Origin of the sequence: Aliihoeflea aestuarii, from assembly GCF_024105665.1 — a bacterium.
GTDB lineage: Bacteria > Pseudomonadota > Alphaproteobacteria > Rhizobiales > Rhizobiaceae > Aliihoeflea > Aliihoeflea aestuarii.
In genome coordinates this window covers 346,498-363,683 of the sequence record NZ_JAAAMK010000002.1, presented here as the reverse complement: position 1 = coordinate 363,683, position 17,186 = coordinate 346,498, and the positions used below count along the sequence as shown (strand labels likewise).

Annotated in this window: 15 protein-coding genes and 1 tRNA gene; 9 read left to right on the top strand and 7 right to left on the bottom strand. The window is 62.5% G+C overall.

The window, feature by feature from the left end:
* Position 1: 1 nt before the first annotated feature.
* The gene (gene bcsS, locus GTW25_RS06145) at positions 2 to 583 is read right to left on the bottom strand and encodes a cellulose biosynthesis protein BcsS (RefSeq protein WP_252911074.1); all 582 of its coding nucleotides are present in this window, start codon (positions 581 to 583) and stop codon (positions 2 to 4) included.
* 192 nt (positions 584 to 775) lie between these two features.
* Here bcsS and GTW25_RS06140 point away from each other — a divergent pair.
* Both GTW25_RS06140 and GTW25_RS06135 read left to right on the top strand, forming a co-directional pair.
* A tRNA-Leu gene (locus GTW25_RS06140) sits at positions 776 to 860 on the top strand.
* A gap of 41 nt (positions 861 to 901) precedes the next feature.
* Positions 902 to 1,069, top strand: coding sequence for a hypothetical protein (locus tag GTW25_RS06135; RefSeq protein ID WP_252911073.1), 168 nt, complete (start codon positions 902 to 904; stop codon positions 1,067 to 1,069).
* Between the two features lie 72 nt (positions 1,070 to 1,141).
* Here the strand turns inward: GTW25_RS06135 and GTW25_RS06130 are convergent, their stop codons facing one another.
* Entirely contained in the window at positions 1,142 to 2,647 is a 1,506-nt protein-coding gene (locus GTW25_RS06130; RefSeq protein WP_252911072.1) for a tripartite tricarboxylate transporter permease, read from the bottom strand.
* A 10-nt stretch (positions 2,648 to 2,657) separates the two neighbouring features.
* On the bottom strand, positions 2,658 to 3,122 hold the full coding sequence (locus GTW25_RS06125) for a tripartite tricarboxylate transporter TctB family protein (protein ID WP_252911071.1): 465 nt from the start codon (positions 3,120 to 3,122) through the stop codon (positions 2,658 to 2,660).
* Positions 3,123 to 3,501: 379 nt separating this feature from the next.
* Here GTW25_RS06125 and ade point away from each other — a divergent pair, with 379 nt between their 5' ends.
* Entirely contained in the window at positions 3,502 to 5,310 is a 1,809-nt protein-coding gene (gene ade / locus GTW25_RS06120; RefSeq protein ID WP_252911070.1) for an adenine deaminase, read from the top strand.
* Here the strand turns inward: ade and GTW25_RS06115 are convergent, their stop codons facing one another.
* Together GTW25_RS06115 and GTW25_RS06110 are read right to left on the bottom strand one after the other, a co-directional pair.
* Complete coding sequence (locus tag GTW25_RS06115) at positions 5,311 to 6,444, bottom strand: alpha/beta hydrolase (RefSeq protein WP_252911069.1); 1,134 nt, start codon at positions 6,442 to 6,444, stop codon at positions 5,311 to 5,313.
* A gap of 94 nt (positions 6,445 to 6,538) precedes the next feature.
* Entirely contained in the window at positions 6,539 to 7,996 is a 1,458-nt protein-coding gene (locus GTW25_RS06110) for a TrkH family potassium uptake protein (protein WP_252911428.1), read from the bottom strand.
* A 99-nt stretch (positions 7,997 to 8,095) separates the two neighbouring features.
* Here GTW25_RS06110 and ilvA point away from each other — a divergent pair, with 99 nt between their 5' ends.
* From ilvA to GTW25_RS06090, 4 genes are all read left to right on the top strand, one after another.
* Entirely contained in the window at positions 8,096 to 9,358 is a 1,263-nt protein-coding gene (gene ilvA, locus GTW25_RS06105) for a threonine ammonia-lyase IlvA (RefSeq protein ID WP_252911068.1), read from the top strand.
* Positions 9,359 to 9,643: 285 nt separating this feature from the next.
* Positions 9,644 to 11,002: a DEAD/DEAH box helicase gene (locus GTW25_RS06100; RefSeq protein ID WP_252911067.1), complete on the top strand. Its 1,359-nt coding sequence runs from the start codon at positions 9,644 to 9,646 to the stop codon at positions 11,000 to 11,002.
* A gap of 175 nt (positions 11,003 to 11,177) precedes the next feature.
* Positions 11,178 to 12,371 (top strand): MFS transporter, encoded by a 1,194-nt coding sequence (locus GTW25_RS06095; protein ID WP_252911066.1) that lies wholly within the window; start codon positions 11,178 to 11,180, stop codon positions 12,369 to 12,371.
* A 58-nt stretch (positions 12,372 to 12,429) separates the two neighbouring features.
* Entirely contained in the window at positions 12,430 to 13,737 is a 1,308-nt protein-coding gene (locus GTW25_RS06090) for an MFS transporter (RefSeq protein WP_252911065.1), read from the top strand.
* Here GTW25_RS06090 and GTW25_RS06085 read toward each other — a convergent pair.
* On the bottom strand, positions 13,734 to 14,561 hold the full coding sequence (locus GTW25_RS06085; RefSeq protein ID WP_252911064.1) for an SDR family NAD(P)-dependent oxidoreductase: 828 nt from the start codon (positions 14,559 to 14,561) through the stop codon (positions 13,734 to 13,736). The two genes, GTW25_RS06090 and GTW25_RS06085, sit on opposite strands and share 4 nt — an antisense overlap.
* A gap of 2 nt (positions 14,562 to 14,563) precedes the next feature.
* Positions 14,564 to 15,205 carry a ChrR family anti-sigma-E factor gene (locus GTW25_RS06080; RefSeq protein WP_252911063.1) on the bottom strand — a complete coding sequence of 214 codons (642 nt, stop codon included), beginning with the start codon at positions 15,203 to 15,205 and terminating at the stop codon, positions 14,564 to 14,566.
* 208 nt (positions 15,206 to 15,413) lie between these two features.
* On the opposite strand from GTW25_RS06080, the gene GTW25_RS06075 reads away from it, so the two are divergent.
* Positions 15,414 to 16,448 (top strand): cysteine synthase A, encoded by a 1,035-nt coding sequence (locus GTW25_RS06075; protein ID WP_252911062.1) that lies wholly within the window; start codon positions 15,414 to 15,416, stop codon positions 16,446 to 16,448.
* A complete protein-coding gene (locus tag GTW25_RS06070) occupies positions 16,448 to 17,185 on the top strand; it encodes an alanyl-tRNA editing protein (protein ID WP_372493064.1) in 738 nt (245 codons plus the stop codon). The genes GTW25_RS06075 and GTW25_RS06070 overlap by 1 nt, the downstream gene beginning before the upstream one ends.
* The last annotated feature ends 1 nt before the right edge of the window (position 17,186 follow it).

Sequence of the window (17,186 nt, the reverse complement as noted above, 5' to 3'; positions counted from 1 at the left end):
CTCAGAAGCGCCGCCACACGGACAGTTCGCCGTAGACATTTCCTGCCGACCAGCCTGTCGAGGTGCGGGCTTCGAAGCCGACCGGGAGCTTGATACCCGTTGCATGCGCGCCAAAGCGGAACTCGTCGTCTTTGTAAGAGACTTCGGGACCGGCCCAGGGCAGCGTCTCCACGCTTCGCCATCCGACTGCTCCGCGCCATGAGGCGTCGTCGGTCGTTGCCTCGGCCCGCGTCGTCGCCATCCACCCGGCATCGTCCCACCAGATATCCGCCGATGCCTTGGGGCGCAGTTTTGCGCTGAATTCGACCCCGCCCAGGAGGGTTGTCGTGGTTCGTCCCGACGCGTGCCGCCACCCCGCCATGGCGGCGCCATGCGACCGCCAGCCTTGCGCGGCGCCAAGTTCGACCAGTAAGATGGGGCCGGAATTGTCGAGGCCGCGCGGCGCTTCCATCCAGCCGATGCCGCCATATCGGGAGTTTTGCGCGCCTTCGAGCGAGAGGAAAAGCAGGCCAGTCGGGCTATCCGCAAAGGCCAAGGAGGACGTTGTCAGGTACAGCAGGAGTGAGGCGAGCACGGCTTTCATTTCAAGATCGTATTGTGGCCGCGTCTATACGCAAGTGCTAATTCTCAACCGGACGTGGTTAGCTGTCGTTTCCCGACTTTCGAGGTAGCAATATACGGAGTTGGCGAATGTATCGACCGCATGGCGGGCGACCAATTTCGCCCGCGAGCGGAGTTGCCTAGACGCAGCGGATATTCTACCGAGAGGGACGCTGCGGGCGTGGAGGAATTGGTATACTCAAGGCACTTAAAATGCCTCGGCTTCGGCCATGCGGGTTCAAATCCCGCCGCCCGCACCACAGGAAAGCGGCCCTCGCGCAAGAACGTCAAGGAATTCCGAATGAACAAGCTGATCGTGATCGTCGCCCTTCTCGCTATCGCCGGCTGCGCGGGGTCGCCGATGAGGCTGGAAACACGCGGCGACGAGGGCGCGAGCAATGCCGCTGCGCTACAGGAGGGCGCGCGGCGGGCCATGGAAACCCGCACGCATGACGGTCGCAGCGAATAGATTCAGAAGCTGCCGGACGGTTGCCCTTGGGTGACCGGCCGTTGCCGCCTCGTATAGACCGGCGTTAGCCGTTCAATCCTCTTCAACGAACACTTCGTCGCGCTTCTTGCGGATCGACGGCATCACCGACAGGATGATGGCGAGTGCGGCGAATGCGAGAAGCGCGGCGCTGATCGGTCGCTCGAAGAAGATCAACGGGTCGCCGCGCGACAACATCATCGCGCGCCGCAGATGCTCTTCCAGAAGGGGACCCAGCACGAAACCCAGCAACAATGGCGCCGGTTCGCAATCGAATTTGACCAGCACGTAGCCCACGATGCCCAGAACCGCGATCGCGTAGATGTCGAACGCGTTCTGGTTGATCGAGAACGTGCCGATGCAGGCAAAGGCGATGATCGCCGGGAACAGAATCCGGTAGGGGATGAGAAGCAACTTCACCCAAAGCCCGATCAACGGCAGGTTGAGGACGACCAGAAGCACGTTTCCGATCCACATCGAGGCGATCACGCCCCAGAACAGTGCCGGTTCGCTGGTGATGACGCCGGGGCCGGGCTGGATGCCCTGAATGATGAACGCGCCGATGATCAGCGCCATGACCGGATGGGCGGGTATGCCGAGCGTGAGCAGCGGAATGAAGGATGTCTGCGCGGCGGCATTGTTGGCCGATTCAGGGCCGGCAACGCCTTCAATCGCACCTTTTCCAAATTCTTGCTGATGGTTCGAGATCTTCTTTTCGATGGAATAGGAGGCGAAGGAGGACAGGACATGCCCGCCGCCCGGCAGAACGCCGAGCACGGAACCGAGGCCTGTCCCACGCAGGACCGGCATGACGATGCGCCTGAAGTCGTCCTTCGACAGCCAGAGCCGCTCGACTTTCTTGACCAGAACCGAGCGCGTCTGTTCGTTCTCCAGATTGCGCAGGATTTCGGCGAGACCGAAGACGCCGACGGCCACCGATACGAAGCTGATGCCGCTGTAAAGCTCGAAAAAGCCGAAGGTAAAGCGCGGCGTTCCCGTGTAGATATCCTGGCCGACCATGCCGAGCAGAAGGCCGACGAGGATCATGCCCAGCGCCTTGATGATCGATCCGTGCGCAAGCGCGACCGAGGCGACGAGACCGAGCACGATCAGCGCGAAATACTCGGCCGAGCCGAAGCTCAGCGCCATTGCGGCGAGCGGCGGGGCTGCGACGGCGACGAGCATGGTCGCGACCGTGCCGGCGAAGAAAGAGCCGAGCGCGGCGGTCGCGAGTGCCGGCCCCGCGCGCCCTTGCTTCGCCATCTGGTAGCCGTCGATGGCGGTAACGGCCGACGAGGATTCGCCTGGCAGATTGATCAGGATCGCGGTGGTCGAGCCGCCATATTGCGCACCGTAGTAGATGCCGGCCAGCATGATGATTGCCGTGACCGGTTCGAATGAGAAGGTAATCGGCAACAGGATCGCGATCGCGCCCGTCGGACCGATGCCCGGCAGAACGCCCACGAGCGTGCCGAGGAAGACGCCGATGAAACAGTAGAGCACGTTGGTCGGCGTGAGCGCGGTCTCGAAACCGAGCGCGAGATTGGCGATGAGATCCATCGTCGGGTCCTCAGAAGGCCGTCCAGGGGCCGAAAAGCGGGAGGGTGAGGCCGAGCGCCCAAACGAACAGGCCAAGGCACAGAAGCGTAATCGCGACCGCCATGACGAGCGCGCCCACCGGTCCCGTGCGTTGGCTCGCCATCGCCGCCATGAAAACGGTCAGAAACAGGCTTGGTACGAGGCCAAGGCCACGCACGGTCAGGCCGAAGAAAACCAGCGCTCCGATGAGAAACAGGAGCCCGCGCCACGGTGTAGCCGAGATTGCAACTTCGTCCGGACCAGAAAACAACGCCTGCACGAAGATGATCGCACCGAAGAAGATCAGGATGCCCGCGAGGACCAGCGGAAAATAGCCGGGGCCCATGCGCACCGCGCGGCCCATCTCGTAACCGAGGGAGGCATAGGCGAAGGCTGTGCCGATGCCGATGAAGATCAGACCTGCAAGCACGTTTTTGAGTGAATAATTCAAAGTCACCGCATCGCTCCGCGATCCGAAAAAGGCCATCCGTTATGGACGGCCGGGACACCCAATCAGGGACAGAAAATCTTGACCGGATCGATCTTGGCGATGACACCCACGCCAAAGCTTGCGGGTGCGAGCGAAGGCGCAGCGGAAAATCCACTGGCGCACACTGACTGCGACATGCTCGACGGTCCTCCCGGCAAAGATGCTTCAGAGGGGGCTCGGCGTCGGAGACCGGCAGTCGGGCTTGCTGAAGCGATTTCATCACAATGCGACGTGCGACATTGTGTCAAGTCACATTGAGGCAACCGGGCGTTACGAACCCCTCTTGCGCACAGGCGCGGCGCTTGCGATGCAAATCAGCATCTGCGCCAGCAAAAGGATTTCCCCGATGACGACACGCATGACGGATCGCCCGAAAGCCTGGCATGAGATGGCGCCGGTTCTGGTCGATGTCGCGACCGGGCGCAGGCAGGCCGATCTCGTCATCCGCAACGGGCGCTGGGTGAATGTGCATTCGGGCGAGATCATCGCCGGCACCGACATAGCGGTCGTCGGCGGGCGTTTCGCTTATTGCGGGCCAGATGCGAGCCATACGATCGGGGAGGGCACGGAGGTCGTCGATGCAGGCGGGCGCTATCTGGTGCCGGGCCTTTGCGACGGGCATATGCATGTCGAAAGCGGGATGGTGACGGTGACGGAATTCTGCCGCGCCGTCATCCCGCACGGCACGACTTCGATGTTCATCGATCCGCACGAGATCGCCAATGTGTTGGGGCTCGAAGGCGTTCGGTTGATGCATGACGAGGCGATGGCCGCGCCGATCAACGTTCATGTGCAGATGCCGTCCTGCGTGCCGTCGGCCCCCGGCCTCGAAACGCCGGGCGCGACGCTCGACGAAAAGGACGTTGCCGAGGCGATGACATGGCCGAACATCATCGGGCTCGGCGAAGTCATGAATTTTCCGGGTGTGTCGGCCAATGACGCGAAGATGGTTGCCGAAATCGCCGAGACGATGAAGGCGGGAAAGACGGTCGGCGGGCATTACGCGTCGCCCGATCTCGGCCGCGCATTCCATGGCTATGTCGCTGGCGGGCCGCAGGACGATCATGAAGGCACGCGCGCGGAAGACGCGATCGCGCGTGTGCGGCAGGGCATGCGCGCCATGTTGCGGCTGGGGTCTGCATGGTACGACGTCGCCGAACAGATCAAGGCGGTAACCGAATCAGGGCTCGATCCGCGCAATTTCATTCTTTGCACCGACGATTGCCATTCGGGCACGCTCGTCACCGAGGGCCATATGGACCGTGTCGTGCGCCATGCGATCGCGCAGGGGCTGAAGCCGGTCACGGCGATCCAGATGGCGACGCTGAACACCGCGCAGCATTTCGGCCTCGACCGCGAGATCGGCTCGATCGCGCCGGGCCGGCTTGCCGATTTCCTGATCGTCTCGGACCTCGCGACGCTCAGGATCGATCAGGTGTTCGCACGCGGGCAATTGTTGGCAGAGGCCGGCAGGCTGGTGGCCAAAATCGACGCCTATCCCTATCCTGCGAAGGTGAAAGCCTCGGTGAAGCTCGGCAAGCCTCTGGGGGCAACCGACTTCGACATTGCCGCGCCGAAGGGCGCCAATGCGGTGCGGGCGCGGGTGATCGGAGTCATCGAAAACCAGGCGCCGACGCGCGCGCTGGAAATCGACATGCCGGTCGAGAACGGGCTGGTCGCGACGGACCGCGACAATAATGTCTGCCAGATCGCACTGGTCGAGCGGCATCGCGGCACCGGCGGTGTCGTCAACGCGCTGGTTTCCGGTTTCGGCTACAAGAAGCCCTGCGCGATGGCGTCGACCGTGGCGCATGACAGTCACCACATGATCGTCGTCGGAACGAACAAGGCCGACATGGCGCAGGCTGCCAACTGCCTCGCGGAGGTCGGCGGCGGCGTGGTGCTGGTGTCCGAGGGGCGCGAGCTCGCGCTGGTGGAATTGCCGATCGCGGGGCTGATGTCGGACGAGCGGGCCGAAATCGTCGCGCAGAAGGCCGCGAAGCTGACGCAGGCCATGCGCGATGTCGGCTGCGACCTGAACAACGCCTATATGCAGCATTCGCTGCTGGCGCTGGTGGTCATCCCTGAACTTCGCATTTCCGATCAGGGCCTGATCGACGTGCGCACGTTCGAGAAGGTCGATCTGTTCGTCTGATCATTGTCCGACCGCGACGTTGATCACCTCCAGCGGGGTGGTGATCACGATAGCGGCAGCCGAGCCGACCGTCTGAGCAACGCCGCCGGTGAGCCGCGCGATCTGCTGCTCGAGCGGCATCGCCGTCTGGTCGGAAAGATCGTCGCGGGCGAGCTGCTCGCCCAGCATCTGGATCAGCACGGGGTTTTCGGCGAACTTGGTGTGGTTGAGCCTGTCCTCGACCCGAATGGCGGAGAGATCGACGACGGTGATGCCAAGTTGGGCAAGTTCCTCACTATCGCGATAATCGCCGACACGCGGCCTGTTGCCGGCCAGAATGGACGAAAGCTGCAAGGCGCGGTCGTCGTCGGACAGCATGATGACGAAGGGGCGATCAGGTCGACCGATCCGCTGCATCTGGCTGCGGAACACATCGACGTCGATGTCGGGCGAGGCGAGCAACACGTCGCCGAGGGCATCGCGCAGGTCGGTCCGCCCGGAGATGGCAAATTGTCGAAGCGCTTCCATCAAGATCCAGTTGCCCATGGAGTGCGCGATGATGTCGATACGGGTCGCACCGGCATTCTTCACGAGGCGCAAGGTGTGTTCCAGCCCATCGCGCGCCACCGAAGCCGAGTTGCTATCGTAAAGATAGTCGACGGTGCGCCCCGTCGACGCCCACGAGAAAAGGATTGTCGTTCCCCCATACGCGGCGTCGTTCTTGATCTGCGCGGCGCGATAGACCGACTTGTCGAACGGGGTGCGGTAGCCGTGGATGAAGACCAGCGCCCGGCCGTTGTTCTTCGCGATGTCGGCGCGCAACTCCCGCTCGAACGTGGTTTCATCGCCGATCAGGCCGATGTCGCGCGCGGCAAAATGCTTCGAAGGATCGCGCGGCGCGTTGCCGGACGGGCTCTCGATCCGGCCGATCTGGTGAGACGCCGGCACCGTTACGTCAAGATCGACGAAGCTTAGCTGCCTTGCGCGTTGCCCGCCGTAGATGTCGGACGGGTCGTTCGCCTTCTCGCGGGTGGTGGCCACGAAAATGCGATGCTCGGCGGCGATGCCGCCTTCGGTTGCCGGAAGGACGTTGAGCATGTTGTGCGAGGGGCCGCCGCCACAGGCCGCCAGCAGGAACAGTGACAGAACGAACACCGCCAACCGGCCCGATTGAAAATACGCTGCGACCAAAACCGACCCTCTCTCCAATCCGGCAACGTTAGCGGGGCGGGTGCGACAGGGCAATGTCTCAGCGGTTCCAGAAGGTGGGCGTGAAGATCACCATCACGGCCAGGATTTCAAGGCGTCCCATCAGCATGGCGATCGCCAGAACCCATTTCGCGGCGTCGGGAAGACTGGAGAAATTTCCGACCGGTCCGATGATGTCGCCGAGGCCAGGTCCGACATTCGTGAGCGCGGTCAGTGCGCCGGACATCGCGGTCATGAAATCGAGGCCGATGGCCGCAAGGATCATCGTGAAAATCAGCCACAACATGAAGAACAGTGAGATGAACAGCACGATTGCACGCTGCATGGCGTCTGTCGCCGTGCGCTCGCCATATCGAACGCTCTGCATGATATCGGGGTAGAGAAGCCGGCGAAGGCCATTTCTGACGAGCTGGTAAAGGACCAGGAACCGGTATGCCTTGATGCCGCCAGTGGTCGAGCCCGAACAGCCGCCGAAGAACATGGCGACGAATGCACAGGCGAAGGCGAGCGGTCCCCAGGCTGTGTAGTCCGAACTCGCATATCCGGTCGTCGTTATGATGGACATGAAATTGAATGCGGTATGCGTCAGTGCATCGAAGGGAGCCACTCCGCTCGTCAGGGTCGTATATATCGTTACAGTGAATATGAAGAACGCCGTATAGCCCGCAAAGACCTTGATTTGCGGATCGCGTAACGCAGCGAGATTCCCTTTTGTCATGAACAGGATGAGGACAACGAAGGGCAGGGCGCCGATGAACATGAAGACCGTACCGACCCACAGGATCGCCCGATTGTCCGCATAATGCGCCATCGATGCATCGTGCGTCGAAAATCCGGCGGTGGAAATGGTCGTCAAAGCGTGGTTGACGGCATTGAATGTTCCCATGCCGGCGGCTGTGTAGCTTATCGTGCATAGCACCGTCATGCCTGCATAGATGCTGATCAGCGTGACGGTATAGGTCGAAAGTCGCGCGAAGGGGCGCTCCATGATGTCCGAAGACTCGATCTTGAAATAGGAGATGCCGCCTACATTCAGCAGCGGCAAAACGAACAGCCCAAGCGCGATGACGCCGAGGCCGCCGATCCATTGCAGCAGCGATCGCCAAATGAGAACGCCAGGTGGCATCGTGTCGAGGCCGTTAAGTACCGTACCTCCCGTCGTCGTTATGCCCGATGCGGATTCGAAAATCGCATCCGCCAGGCTGATCTCGATCGAAGACGCCAAAAACGGAATCGCACCGACGATGCAGGTCGTCATCCACAGAAGATTGACGACGAGGAAGCCGAAGCGCGCGCTCAGGACCGGCGGGCGCCCTTGCGTGGCGGCGGCGACCGTCAATCCCAGGCCGCCTGTCAGGAATGCGGAAAAGGCGAAAGCCTGCCAGTCGTCATGGCCGTAATAGAGATCGACCGCCGCAGGGACGAACATGGCGAGCGAGAGATATATGGCGAAGACCGCGGCGACATGGATCGCGGTACGAATGGCGAAATAGTGCACGTCTTCCCCGATATCGGCGCGCACGGTGCGCGGCGAGGCGAGAGTGGCTTCGCGGGCGCGAATATGCAATAGCGCCGTCACGCGATGAACCGGAGGCCGATGGCCGTGACGACCGACTTTTGCGCCGATGTGCGCCATGCCGCCAGCGCCATGCGCCGCCTTTTCCCCGAGACGCCGCTTCAGGAGAACGCCTATCTTTCCAGGAAGACCGGGGCGCGAATCTTCCTGAAGCGTGAGGACCTTTCGCCGGTTCGCTCCTACAAGATTCGCGGCGCGTTCAACTTTTTCCGCAAGATTCTGGATAGCCCGGAAGAACAGCCCGACGTGTTCGTCTGCGCGTCCGCCGGCAATCACGCACAGGGTTTCGCCTATGTGTGCCGGCACCTTGAAAAGCGCGGCGTCATCTTCATGCCGGTAACGACGCCGCAGCAAAAGATCGACAAGACGCGGTTGTTCGGCGGCGAGTTCGTCGAAATTCGCCTTATCGGAGACTATTTCGACGCCTGCTACCGAGCCGCGCAGGATTTCGCCGCATCTTCCGGGGGCATGATGGTGCCGCCTTTCGACCACGAAGACATCATCGAGGGGCAGGCGACGGTGGCCTTCGAGATCGAGGAGCAACTGCCGCAAGGCGTGACACCCGATCTCATCATTCTTCCGGTTGGCGGGGGCGGGCTGGCGGCCGGCGTGACGTGCTATTTCGGGGCGGATGGCCCCCGCTTCATGTTCGCCGAGCCGGTCGGTGCGTCGAGCCTGCATTCGAGCCTTACCGAAAGGCATCGCGTGCGGCTGCCTCAGGTCGACAATTTCGTCGATGGCGCGTCGGTGGCTGAAATCGGGGAAGCGAACTTTGCAGCGCTGGCGCATTTTTCTCCGGGCGACGTGACGCGCATTCCCGAAAATCGCGTCTGCGCCACGATCATCGAAATGCTCAATATCGAGGGCGTCGTGCTGGAGCCGGCCGGCGCTCTGGCGATCGACGCACTGAAGGATTTGTCCGCCGCCGAGATCGCGGAAAAGACGATCGTGCTTGTGGTCTCGGGCGGCAATTTCGATTTCGAGCGCCTGCCGGACGTGAAGGAGCGCGCGCTGCGTTTCGAAGGGCTGAAGAAGTATTTCGTCTTCCGCTTTCCGCAGCGCCCCGGCGCTTTGCGCGATTTTCTGGATCTGCTTGGGCCGGAGGACGACATTGCCCGCTTCGAATATCTGAAGAAGTCGGCGCGTAATTTCGGCTCGGTCCTGATCGGTATCGAAACCAAGGACGCGGCCAATTTCGCTCTCTTGCGTGACAAGTTCGATGCGGCGGGCTGGACCTATCAGGACATCACCGACAATGAGACGATCGCGGGGCTGGTGATCTGATTTTGCAGTGCGGCAAGTTTCGGTTGCAATTCCACGCGAACCGGCCCATATGAGCCTCACAAGGCGCTTGAGCCGGCTCGACCGGCTTTCCTGAAACGGACTGGTTGCGTCTTTGTCGTTCGAATGCGAGCGGCAAGCTGCGAATGGTCGCGGCGACGACAGCGCAGCCGCGTGGGCGAGAAGCCCTCCGCCTTGTCGAATCCATAAGAATTCACGTTCGCAGGTTGCGCCCTGCAGAACCCGTTTTGCGCCCGGTATTGGCCGCAGCGCCAGAAAGATATTGTTTTGACGACTGAGAATCAGAAAACCAACACTGCTACGACCGGATTCGGTCCACTCGGCATTGACGGCAAACTCCTCGACAGCGCGGCGAAGGCCGGCTTCGTCGAACCGAAGCCCATCCAGGTCGCCGCGATTCCCGCGCAGATCGAGGGCAAGGACGTTCTGGGTATCGCCCAGACCGGCTCGGGCAAGACCGCAGCCTTCGCGCTGCCGATCCTCAAGCAGATCATGGCGCTCGGCGACAAGCGGACGCCGCGCACCTGCCGCGCGCTGATCCTTGCGCCGACCCGCGAACTCGCCGTGCAGATCGAAGAGACGATCCGCACCATTTCCAAGGGGCTGCACATCGCGACCGCCCTGGTGCTCGGCGGTGTTTCGCGCGGCAGCCAGGTCAAGCGCATGGCGCAAGGCGTCGACATTCTCGTCGCGACCCCGGGCCGGCTCACCGATCTCGTGCGCGAGCGTGAAATCGTGCTTACCGAGACGCGCTGGCTCGTCCTCGACGAAGCCGACCGCATGCTCGACATGGGCTTCCTGCCGGATGTGAAGCGTATCGCCAAGGCGACGCACCCCAAGCGCCAGACCGCGCTGTTCTCGGCCACCATGCCTGCCGAGATTGCAAAGCTTGCCGGTTCGCTCCTGAAGGATCCGATCCGCGTCGAAGTTGCGCCGCAGGGCACGACGGCATCCGAAATTCACCAGAGCATCGTGATGGCGCGCCTCAAGCAGAAGCGGGCCGTGCTTTCGACCATGCTTCAGGACGCAGCGATGGAGCGCGTGATCATTTTCGCACGCACCAAGCATGGCGCGGACCGCGTGACGCGCGATCTCGTGCGCGACGGGTTCGAGGCCGCCGTGATCCACGGCAATAAGAGCCAGAACGCCCGCCAGCGCGCGCTGAACGGCTTCCGTGACGGTGAGGTCCGCATTCTCGTCGCGACCGATATCGCCGCGCGCGGCATCGACGTCCCGAACATCAGCCATGTGGTCAATTTCGACCTGCCGGACGAGGCTGAAAGCTACGTTCACCGCATCGGTCGCACGGGCCGCAACGGAGCGGACGGCGTCGCGATCACGCTTTGCGATCCGTCCGAAGCCTCGAAGCTGCGGCAGGTCGAGAAGATCATCCGCATGAAGCTGCCGATCGCCGCCGATCATCTCGGCCAACCGGATCCGGTGCAGAAGAAGTCCGAGCCGCTGCCGGAAGAGCGGGAAAACCGCCGTCCGGCCAACTCGAACGGCAGGCCGCGCCAGGGTGGAAAGCCCGGCGGTGGCGGCAAGCAGGCGAACGGGCAGAAGCGTCCGTTCCGCGGCAAGCGCCGTGGCCCAAAGACTGGCGGGCAGTCGCGCCGGGCTGCCTGATTGCGCTCGGTAGCTCGATAAACCAGAGTAGCGCGCATTCTGACGAATGCTTTCCGCTACTCTGGTACATCTTTTAGTCCCATTTTTGCGACACCGGCCGTTTCCGTCCGGCTGCAAAATGCTCTATGGCGTTCCCCGTGGCTTCGGCCGGGATGGAGAATCGGGGGACGCTTTCATGGCTGGTCTGGCCGCACTTGCGATGGCCTATGTGCTGTCGCAATTCTACCGCTCGTTTCTGGCGGTGCTGACGCCCGTTCTCGGTGTCGAAATCGGCGCGACCAATACCGATCTATCCATCGCATCGGGCGCGTGGTTCGCGTCCTTCGCGGCCATGCAGTTCGTCGTCGGCGTCGGGCTCGACCGCTATGGGCCGAAGCGTACGGCGGCGATCCTGCTGGCGTTTGGCGGTGGGGGCGGGGCGTTTTTATTCGCCATTGCCACGCAGCCGTGGATGGTGATTACGGCGATGGCGCTGATCGGCATCGGCTGTTCACCGGTGCTGATGGCATCCGTCTTCATCTTCGCGCATCGCTACAGCGCCGCGCGGTTGGCGATCCTCACATCATGGCTGGTCGCATTCGGCTCGCTGGGCAATGTCGTCGGCGCATCGCCGCTGGCGGCTGCGGCCGAAGCGTTCGGCTGGCGGCAGGTCATGGCCGGTCTCGGCATCGTGACGCTGGCGACCGCCTTTGCCGTCATGACATTCGTGCGCGATCCCGAACGCCATGCGGATGCCGGAACGGCCGGGTTCGCCGGCTATCTCGAACTTTTCAAGCTGACGGCATTGTGGGCGCTCTTCCCCTTGACGGCGATCAACTATGCCGCCGCAGCCGGCATACGCGGGCTGTGGTCTGGCCCCTATCTCGCCGATGTCTATGGCGCGGATGCGCTGATGATCGGGCAGGTCACGCTGTTCATGGCGCTCGCCATGGTCGCGGGCGGCTTCATCTACGGCCCGCTCGACACGATCTTCCGGACACGCAAATGGGTGGCCGTGGTCGGCAATTCGCTGAGCGTCGCCGTCATCGCCTATCTGGCCTTCAACCCGGTCACGAGCATTGCGCAGACGACCATCATCTTCGTTCTGATCGGCGTGACGGGTGCGGCCTATGGGCTTTTGATGGCGCATGGCCGCGCGTTTCTGCCACCGCATCTGACAGGGCGCGGCGTCACGCTTCTCAATTTCTTCTCGATCGGCGGCGTCGGCGCGATGCAGTTCGCGACCGGTGCGGTGGTGTCGCGCAATGCGGTTCCGGACGACCCGGTCGCGGGCTATCAGGCATTGTTCGTCTTCTACGCCGTGATGCTCGCGATTTCACTGGCGATCTATCTCCTGGTGCGTGACGCGAAACCGGAGGGGGCGGCCTAAAACCGAAGCGACCGTTTCGCCGTAGTATGATGCGAGACGTTCATTGCGGGCAGGGCGGATGCGTATTCCAACATCGCGGCTTATCTACTATGCGCTGCCTGCCATCCCGTTGGCGGCGCTGACGCTACCACTCTATATCATCGTGCCGACTTTTTACGCCGAGGTGCTGGGACTGCCGCTTGCGGTCGTAGGGACGGCGCTTCTTGCCGTGCGCCTCTTCGATGCCGTAACCGATCCGCTCGTCGGCTGGAGCGCCGACCGCTGGCACCCGTCGCTCGGCCGCCGCCGCGCCATGCTGCTTCTTTCGCTGCCGCTCACGGCGCTGGCCGTCATCATGCTGTTCTGGCCCCCCGTCGACGCCGGCCCCGCCTATCTCGTGACATGGGGCGCGGCGCTGTCGCTCGGCTATACGATGGCGATCATCCCGCTGACCTCATGGGGGGCGGAGATGGCCGGCGACTACAAGGAGCGCTCGCGCGTTGCCGGGTTTCGCGAAGGGTTCACGCTCGTCGGAACGCTTATCGCAATCGCGCTGCCTTTCGCGATCGGCATGGACAGCGCCGAAGGCCTGCACGGCCTTGGCGTTCTCGGGCTCGTGGTTGCCGCTCTACTGCTCGCGTTCGGTGGGCTGACGGTGTGGCGCGTCCCCGAACCGCGCGAACATTCGCGCGCGCGCCTGACATTCGGCGACGGGCTTCGTCACATGGCGCGCAACAGGCCGTTTTTGCGCCTGATTGCAGCCTTTCTGATCAACGGGCTGGCGAACGGCATCCCTGCGACGCTGTTTCTCTATTTCGTGTCCGACCGCCTCGATATGCCGGATATGCGCGGGCCGCTGCTTTTCGCCTATTTCCTCGCAGGCATTGCCGGCATGCCACTGGCGATGGCTGCCGCCCGGCGGTTCGGCAAGCACCGCGCCTGGTGCGTCGCCATGCTCTTCACCTGCGCGGTGTTCGCCTTCGCGCCGTTGATCGGGCCGGGCAACTGGCTTGCCTTCGGCGCGCTTGCACTGGCGACCGGCCTGACGCTGGGCTTCGACCTTGCGCTCCCCGCCGCGATCCAGGCGGATGTGATCGACGTCGACACGGCCTCGTCCGGCGAACAGCGCTCGGCGCTCTATTTCGCGGCCTGGAGCCTTGCCACCAAGCTATCGCTTGCGCTTGCCGTCGGGGTCGCCTTTCCGTTGCTGGCCGTCTTCGGCTTCGAGCCGGGTGGGCAGAACGATGCGACGGCTCTTACCGCGCTGGCGGTGATCTATGCCTGGGTACCGATCGCGCTCAAGCTGGTGGCAATCGGCCTGATGTGGAATTTTCCGCTGGACGAGATCGCGCAAGGCGATTTGCGCACGAAGATCGAAACCGACTAGTGCGGCATGCGTCGCTTGTCCTTGCCGGAAGCGACCCGTCTTTTGTCCCAGCCGGTGACTTTGCGAACGATGAGATAGTAAAGTGATTCAGGCAGATACGCGCAAGCCTTCAGCACCCATGAGAGGCGGCGCGGAAAGGAAACCTCGAAACCGCCGGTCTTCAATCCTTGCGCATATCTTTGCGCCGCGTTCTCGACCGTCATCAGCGCCGGCATGGCGAACTTGTTCTTCTTCGTCAAAGGCGTGTCGACGAAACCGGGGTTGAACATCTGGATACGGATGTTGAGCTTGTCGAAATCGTATTTCAAGCTACGCGCCATGCTGTTCAGCGCTGCCTTTGTGGCCCCATAGGCTGCGGCTGACGGAAGGCCGAAATAGGAGGTGACCGATCCGGTGATCGCAATCTGGCCGAAACCTCGATCGCGCATGCGGTCGGCAACGGGCACGAGGCCGTTCACAACGCCGAACAGATTGACTGTGAAGGTCGCATGGAAATTATGTGTTTCGAGCCGTTCCCCAAGGGTTGGCGAATAGGTGCCGGCATTGAAAATCGCGAGCACGATCGGCCCCAGTTCACGCTCGATACGCGCGACGGCCTCGTCCATCGCCTGTTCGTCGGTGACATCGCACGCGACCGGGACGATACGCCCCCGACCTTCCGAGGCCATTTCGGCGACTTCGTCCAGCTTGTCGTCGTCTCGCGCGGTTATGGCGACGACATAGCCCTCGCGGGCCAGGTCGATGGCGAGTTGCCGGCCTATTCCGGTCGAGGCGCCTGTGATCCAGGCGACGCCATCCTGCGGCTTGGCACGGTAGAGGCTCATAATCAGAGACCCAGAATATCGCCGAGCCGCTGCCCGAGCGATCCGGTCAGGCGCAACGGCGCGTCGGTGACGGCGAAGCAGATGCAGGGACGCTCCGATTCCGCGATCGGGCGATGGTCCACGGTATCGTCCGCAATGGCGATGTCTCCGCGTCCATAACGGCCGTCGCCATCGGCGAACGCGCCGTCGAGAACGAGCGTCAACTCCTGCCCCTCATGCGTGTGGGCGGGAATCTTGCGTCCCGGCTTGATCCAGTAGATCGAAGCGTGACAGCCATCTGACTCGAACTCGTATTCGCGAAATCCCGGCATCTTGGTCCGCCACGGGATGTCGGTCTCGTCGAATCCGACGAAATCGCGCAGTGCGGTTGGAAACACGCCGGGCGTTTCGGCTGGGGCCGCATGATCATCAGACGGAGCGGTCTCGAAAATCTTTGCCAGACGGTCGAGCCGACGGGTAAGGGGCAGGGCGACGCCGTCCTCCAGCGCATCACCCGCCATATCTTCCAGACCGGCGACGAAGGAATGATTCGCGCGTGCGATCTCGAGATGAGCGCGGACCAGCACATGTGCCGGATAGGGGAGCGATCCCGCCACATAACGCGCCATCAGCACGTCGATCGTGTCGATTGTCTCTGCCGTCATTCTTTCGCCCGCTGCCTCGTGCCCTTCAATAAGAGCGACCCTTAACCGTTTCAATGCGGTTTGTGCGCACTTTGCGTGCGATACGTCGCCAAAGCGCTTTCGGATCATGCTTTTGAACCGCCGCGCCGGAATAAACGCGAAATTCGGTTCTTGCCAGTCTTCGCGCCGCTTCCTAGTTTCGAAGCTTGGATATTCGAGGATTTAGTTCATGGATCGCACCGTCATCGACGTCATCGGCAACACGCCGCTGATCAAGCTCAAGCGCGCATCCGAGGAGACCGGCTGCACGATCCTCGGCAAGGCGGAATTCATGAATCCCGGTCAGTCGGTCAAGGACCGGGCGGGGCTCTTCATCATTCGCGACGCGGAGAAGAAGGGGTTGTTGAAGCCGGGCGGCGTCATCGTCGAGGGGACCGCCGGCAATACCGGCATCGGACTGACGGTCGTCGCCAAGGCGCTCGGTTATCGCACGGTGATCGTCATTCCCGACACGCAGAGCCAGGAAAAGAAGGACGCGCTGCGTGTTTTGGGTGCCGAACTCATCGAAGTGCCCGCGGTGCCTTACAGGAACCCGAACAACTACGTGAAGGTTTCGGGTCGCCTTGCCGAGCAGCTTGCGAAGACCGAGCCGAACGGTGCGATCTGGGCCAACCAGTTCGACAATGTCGCGAACCGCGACGGTCATATCGAGACGACGGCGGTGGAAATCTGGGAGCAGACCGGCGGCAAGGTCGACGGTTTCGTCTCGGCTGTGGGAACCGGCGGCACGCTGGCCGGGGTGGCGGCAGGGCTGCGCATGAAATCCAACGGCGTCAAGGTCGCGCTCGCCGATCCGCTAGGTGCCGCGCTCTACAGCTATTACACGCAAGGCGAACTCAAATCCGAAGGCTCGTCGATCACCGAGGGCATCGGGCAGGGGCGCATCACCGCCAATCTGGACGGCTTCACCCCTGACTTTTCCTATCAGGTGCCGGACGAGGAGGCGCTGCCGATCGTCTTCGACCTGGTGCAGGAGGAGGGGATGTGCCTTGGCGGCTCGTCCGGCATCAACATCGCCGGCGCGATCCGCATGGCGAAGGAGATGGGGCCGGGACATACGATCGTGACGATCCTTTGCGACTATGGCACGCGCTATCAGTCCAAGATGTTCAATCCCGAATTCCTGCGGTCCAAGAGCCTTCCGGTGCCGGGCTGGATGGAACAGGAGGTCAAGATTTCGGTGCCTTTCGAGGACGTTGCCTGATGGCAATGACGCAGGCGCTTTTTCGCGAAGACGCCTATCTGCGCGAGGCGCAGGCGAAGGTGCTGGAGGTCAACGAGCGCGGCGGCATTCGTCTCGACCGGACGATCTTTTATGCCACATCCGGCGGCCAGCCGGGCGACACGGGGCGCATCACGCGCGTCAATGGCGAGGTGATCGAGATCGCCGGCACCATTGCCGGCGAGACCAAGGACGAGATCGTTCATCTTCCCGCGCCGGGCCAGCCCGTGCCGGGCATAGGCGATACGGTAAAGCTCGAGATCGACTGGGAGCGCCGCTTGAAGCTGATGCGCATGCACACGGCCTGTCATCTGCTCACCGTCATCTGCCCCTATCCGATCACCGGTGCGTCGGTTTCGGAGGATGACAGCCGCGTCGATTTCGATTTGCCGGATTCCGGGGTTACGAAAGAAGACGTGTCTGCGAAGTTGATGGAACTGGTCGCTGCCGACCATCCCGTCTCCTATCGCTGGATCGGCGATGACGAGCTTGCCGCCAACCCTTCGCTGGTGAAGTCGAAGAATGTTCGGCCGCCGACGGGAACCGGGCGCATCCGGTTGGTCCTGATCGGACGGGACGGATCCATCGACAGCCAGCCATGCGGCGGCACACATGTCGCCTTCACAGGTGAAATCGGCGACATTCATATCGGCAAGATCGAGAAGAAGGGCCGCGAGAACCGACGGTTCAGGCTTCGGTTCGGCCCGATGCCAGCCTGAA

What these genes read in the sequence shown, in the direction of transcription:
- GTW25_RS06095 (WP_252911066.1), top strand. Translation starts at nt 11,178, where the DNA reads ATGGCTGGTCTGGCCGCACTTGCGATGGCCTATGTGCTGTCGCAATTC.
- GTW25_RS06080 (WP_252911063.1), bottom strand. Translation starts at nt 15,205, where the DNA reads ATGACGGCAGAGACAATCGACACGATCGACGTGCTGATGGCGCGTTAT.
- GTW25_RS06090 (WP_252911065.1), top strand. Translation starts at nt 12,430, where the DNA reads ATGCGTATTCCAACATCGCGGCTTATCTACTATGCGCTGCCTGCCATC.
- bcsS (WP_252911074.1), bottom strand. Translation starts at nt 583, where the DNA reads ATGAAAGCCGTGCTCGCCTCACTCCTGCTGTACCTGACAACGTCCTCC.
- GTW25_RS06135 (WP_252911073.1), top strand. Translation starts at nt 902, where the DNA reads ATGAACAAGCTGATCGTGATCGTCGCCCTTCTCGCTATCGCCGGCTGC.
- GTW25_RS06130 (WP_252911072.1), bottom strand. Translation starts at nt 2,647, where the DNA reads ATGGATCTCATCGCCAATCTCGCGCTCGGTTTCGAGACCGCGCTCACG.
- GTW25_RS06085 (WP_252911064.1), bottom strand. Translation starts at nt 14,561, where the DNA reads ATGAGCCTCTACCGTGCCAAGCCGCAGGATGGCGTCGCCTGGATCACA.
- GTW25_RS06070 (WP_372493064.1), top strand. Translation starts at nt 16,448, where the DNA reads ATGGCAATGACGCAGGCGCTTTTTCGCGAAGACGCCTATCTGCGCGAG.
- ilvA (WP_252911068.1), top strand. Translation starts at nt 8,096, where the DNA reads ATGGCCGTGACGACCGACTTTTGCGCCGATGTGCGCCATGCCGCCAGC.
- GTW25_RS06075 (WP_252911062.1), top strand. Translation starts at nt 15,414, where the DNA reads ATGGATCGCACCGTCATCGACGTCATCGGCAACACGCCGCTGATCAAG.
- ade (WP_252911070.1), top strand. Translation starts at nt 3,502, where the DNA reads ATGACGACACGCATGACGGATCGCCCGAAAGCCTGGCATGAGATGGCG.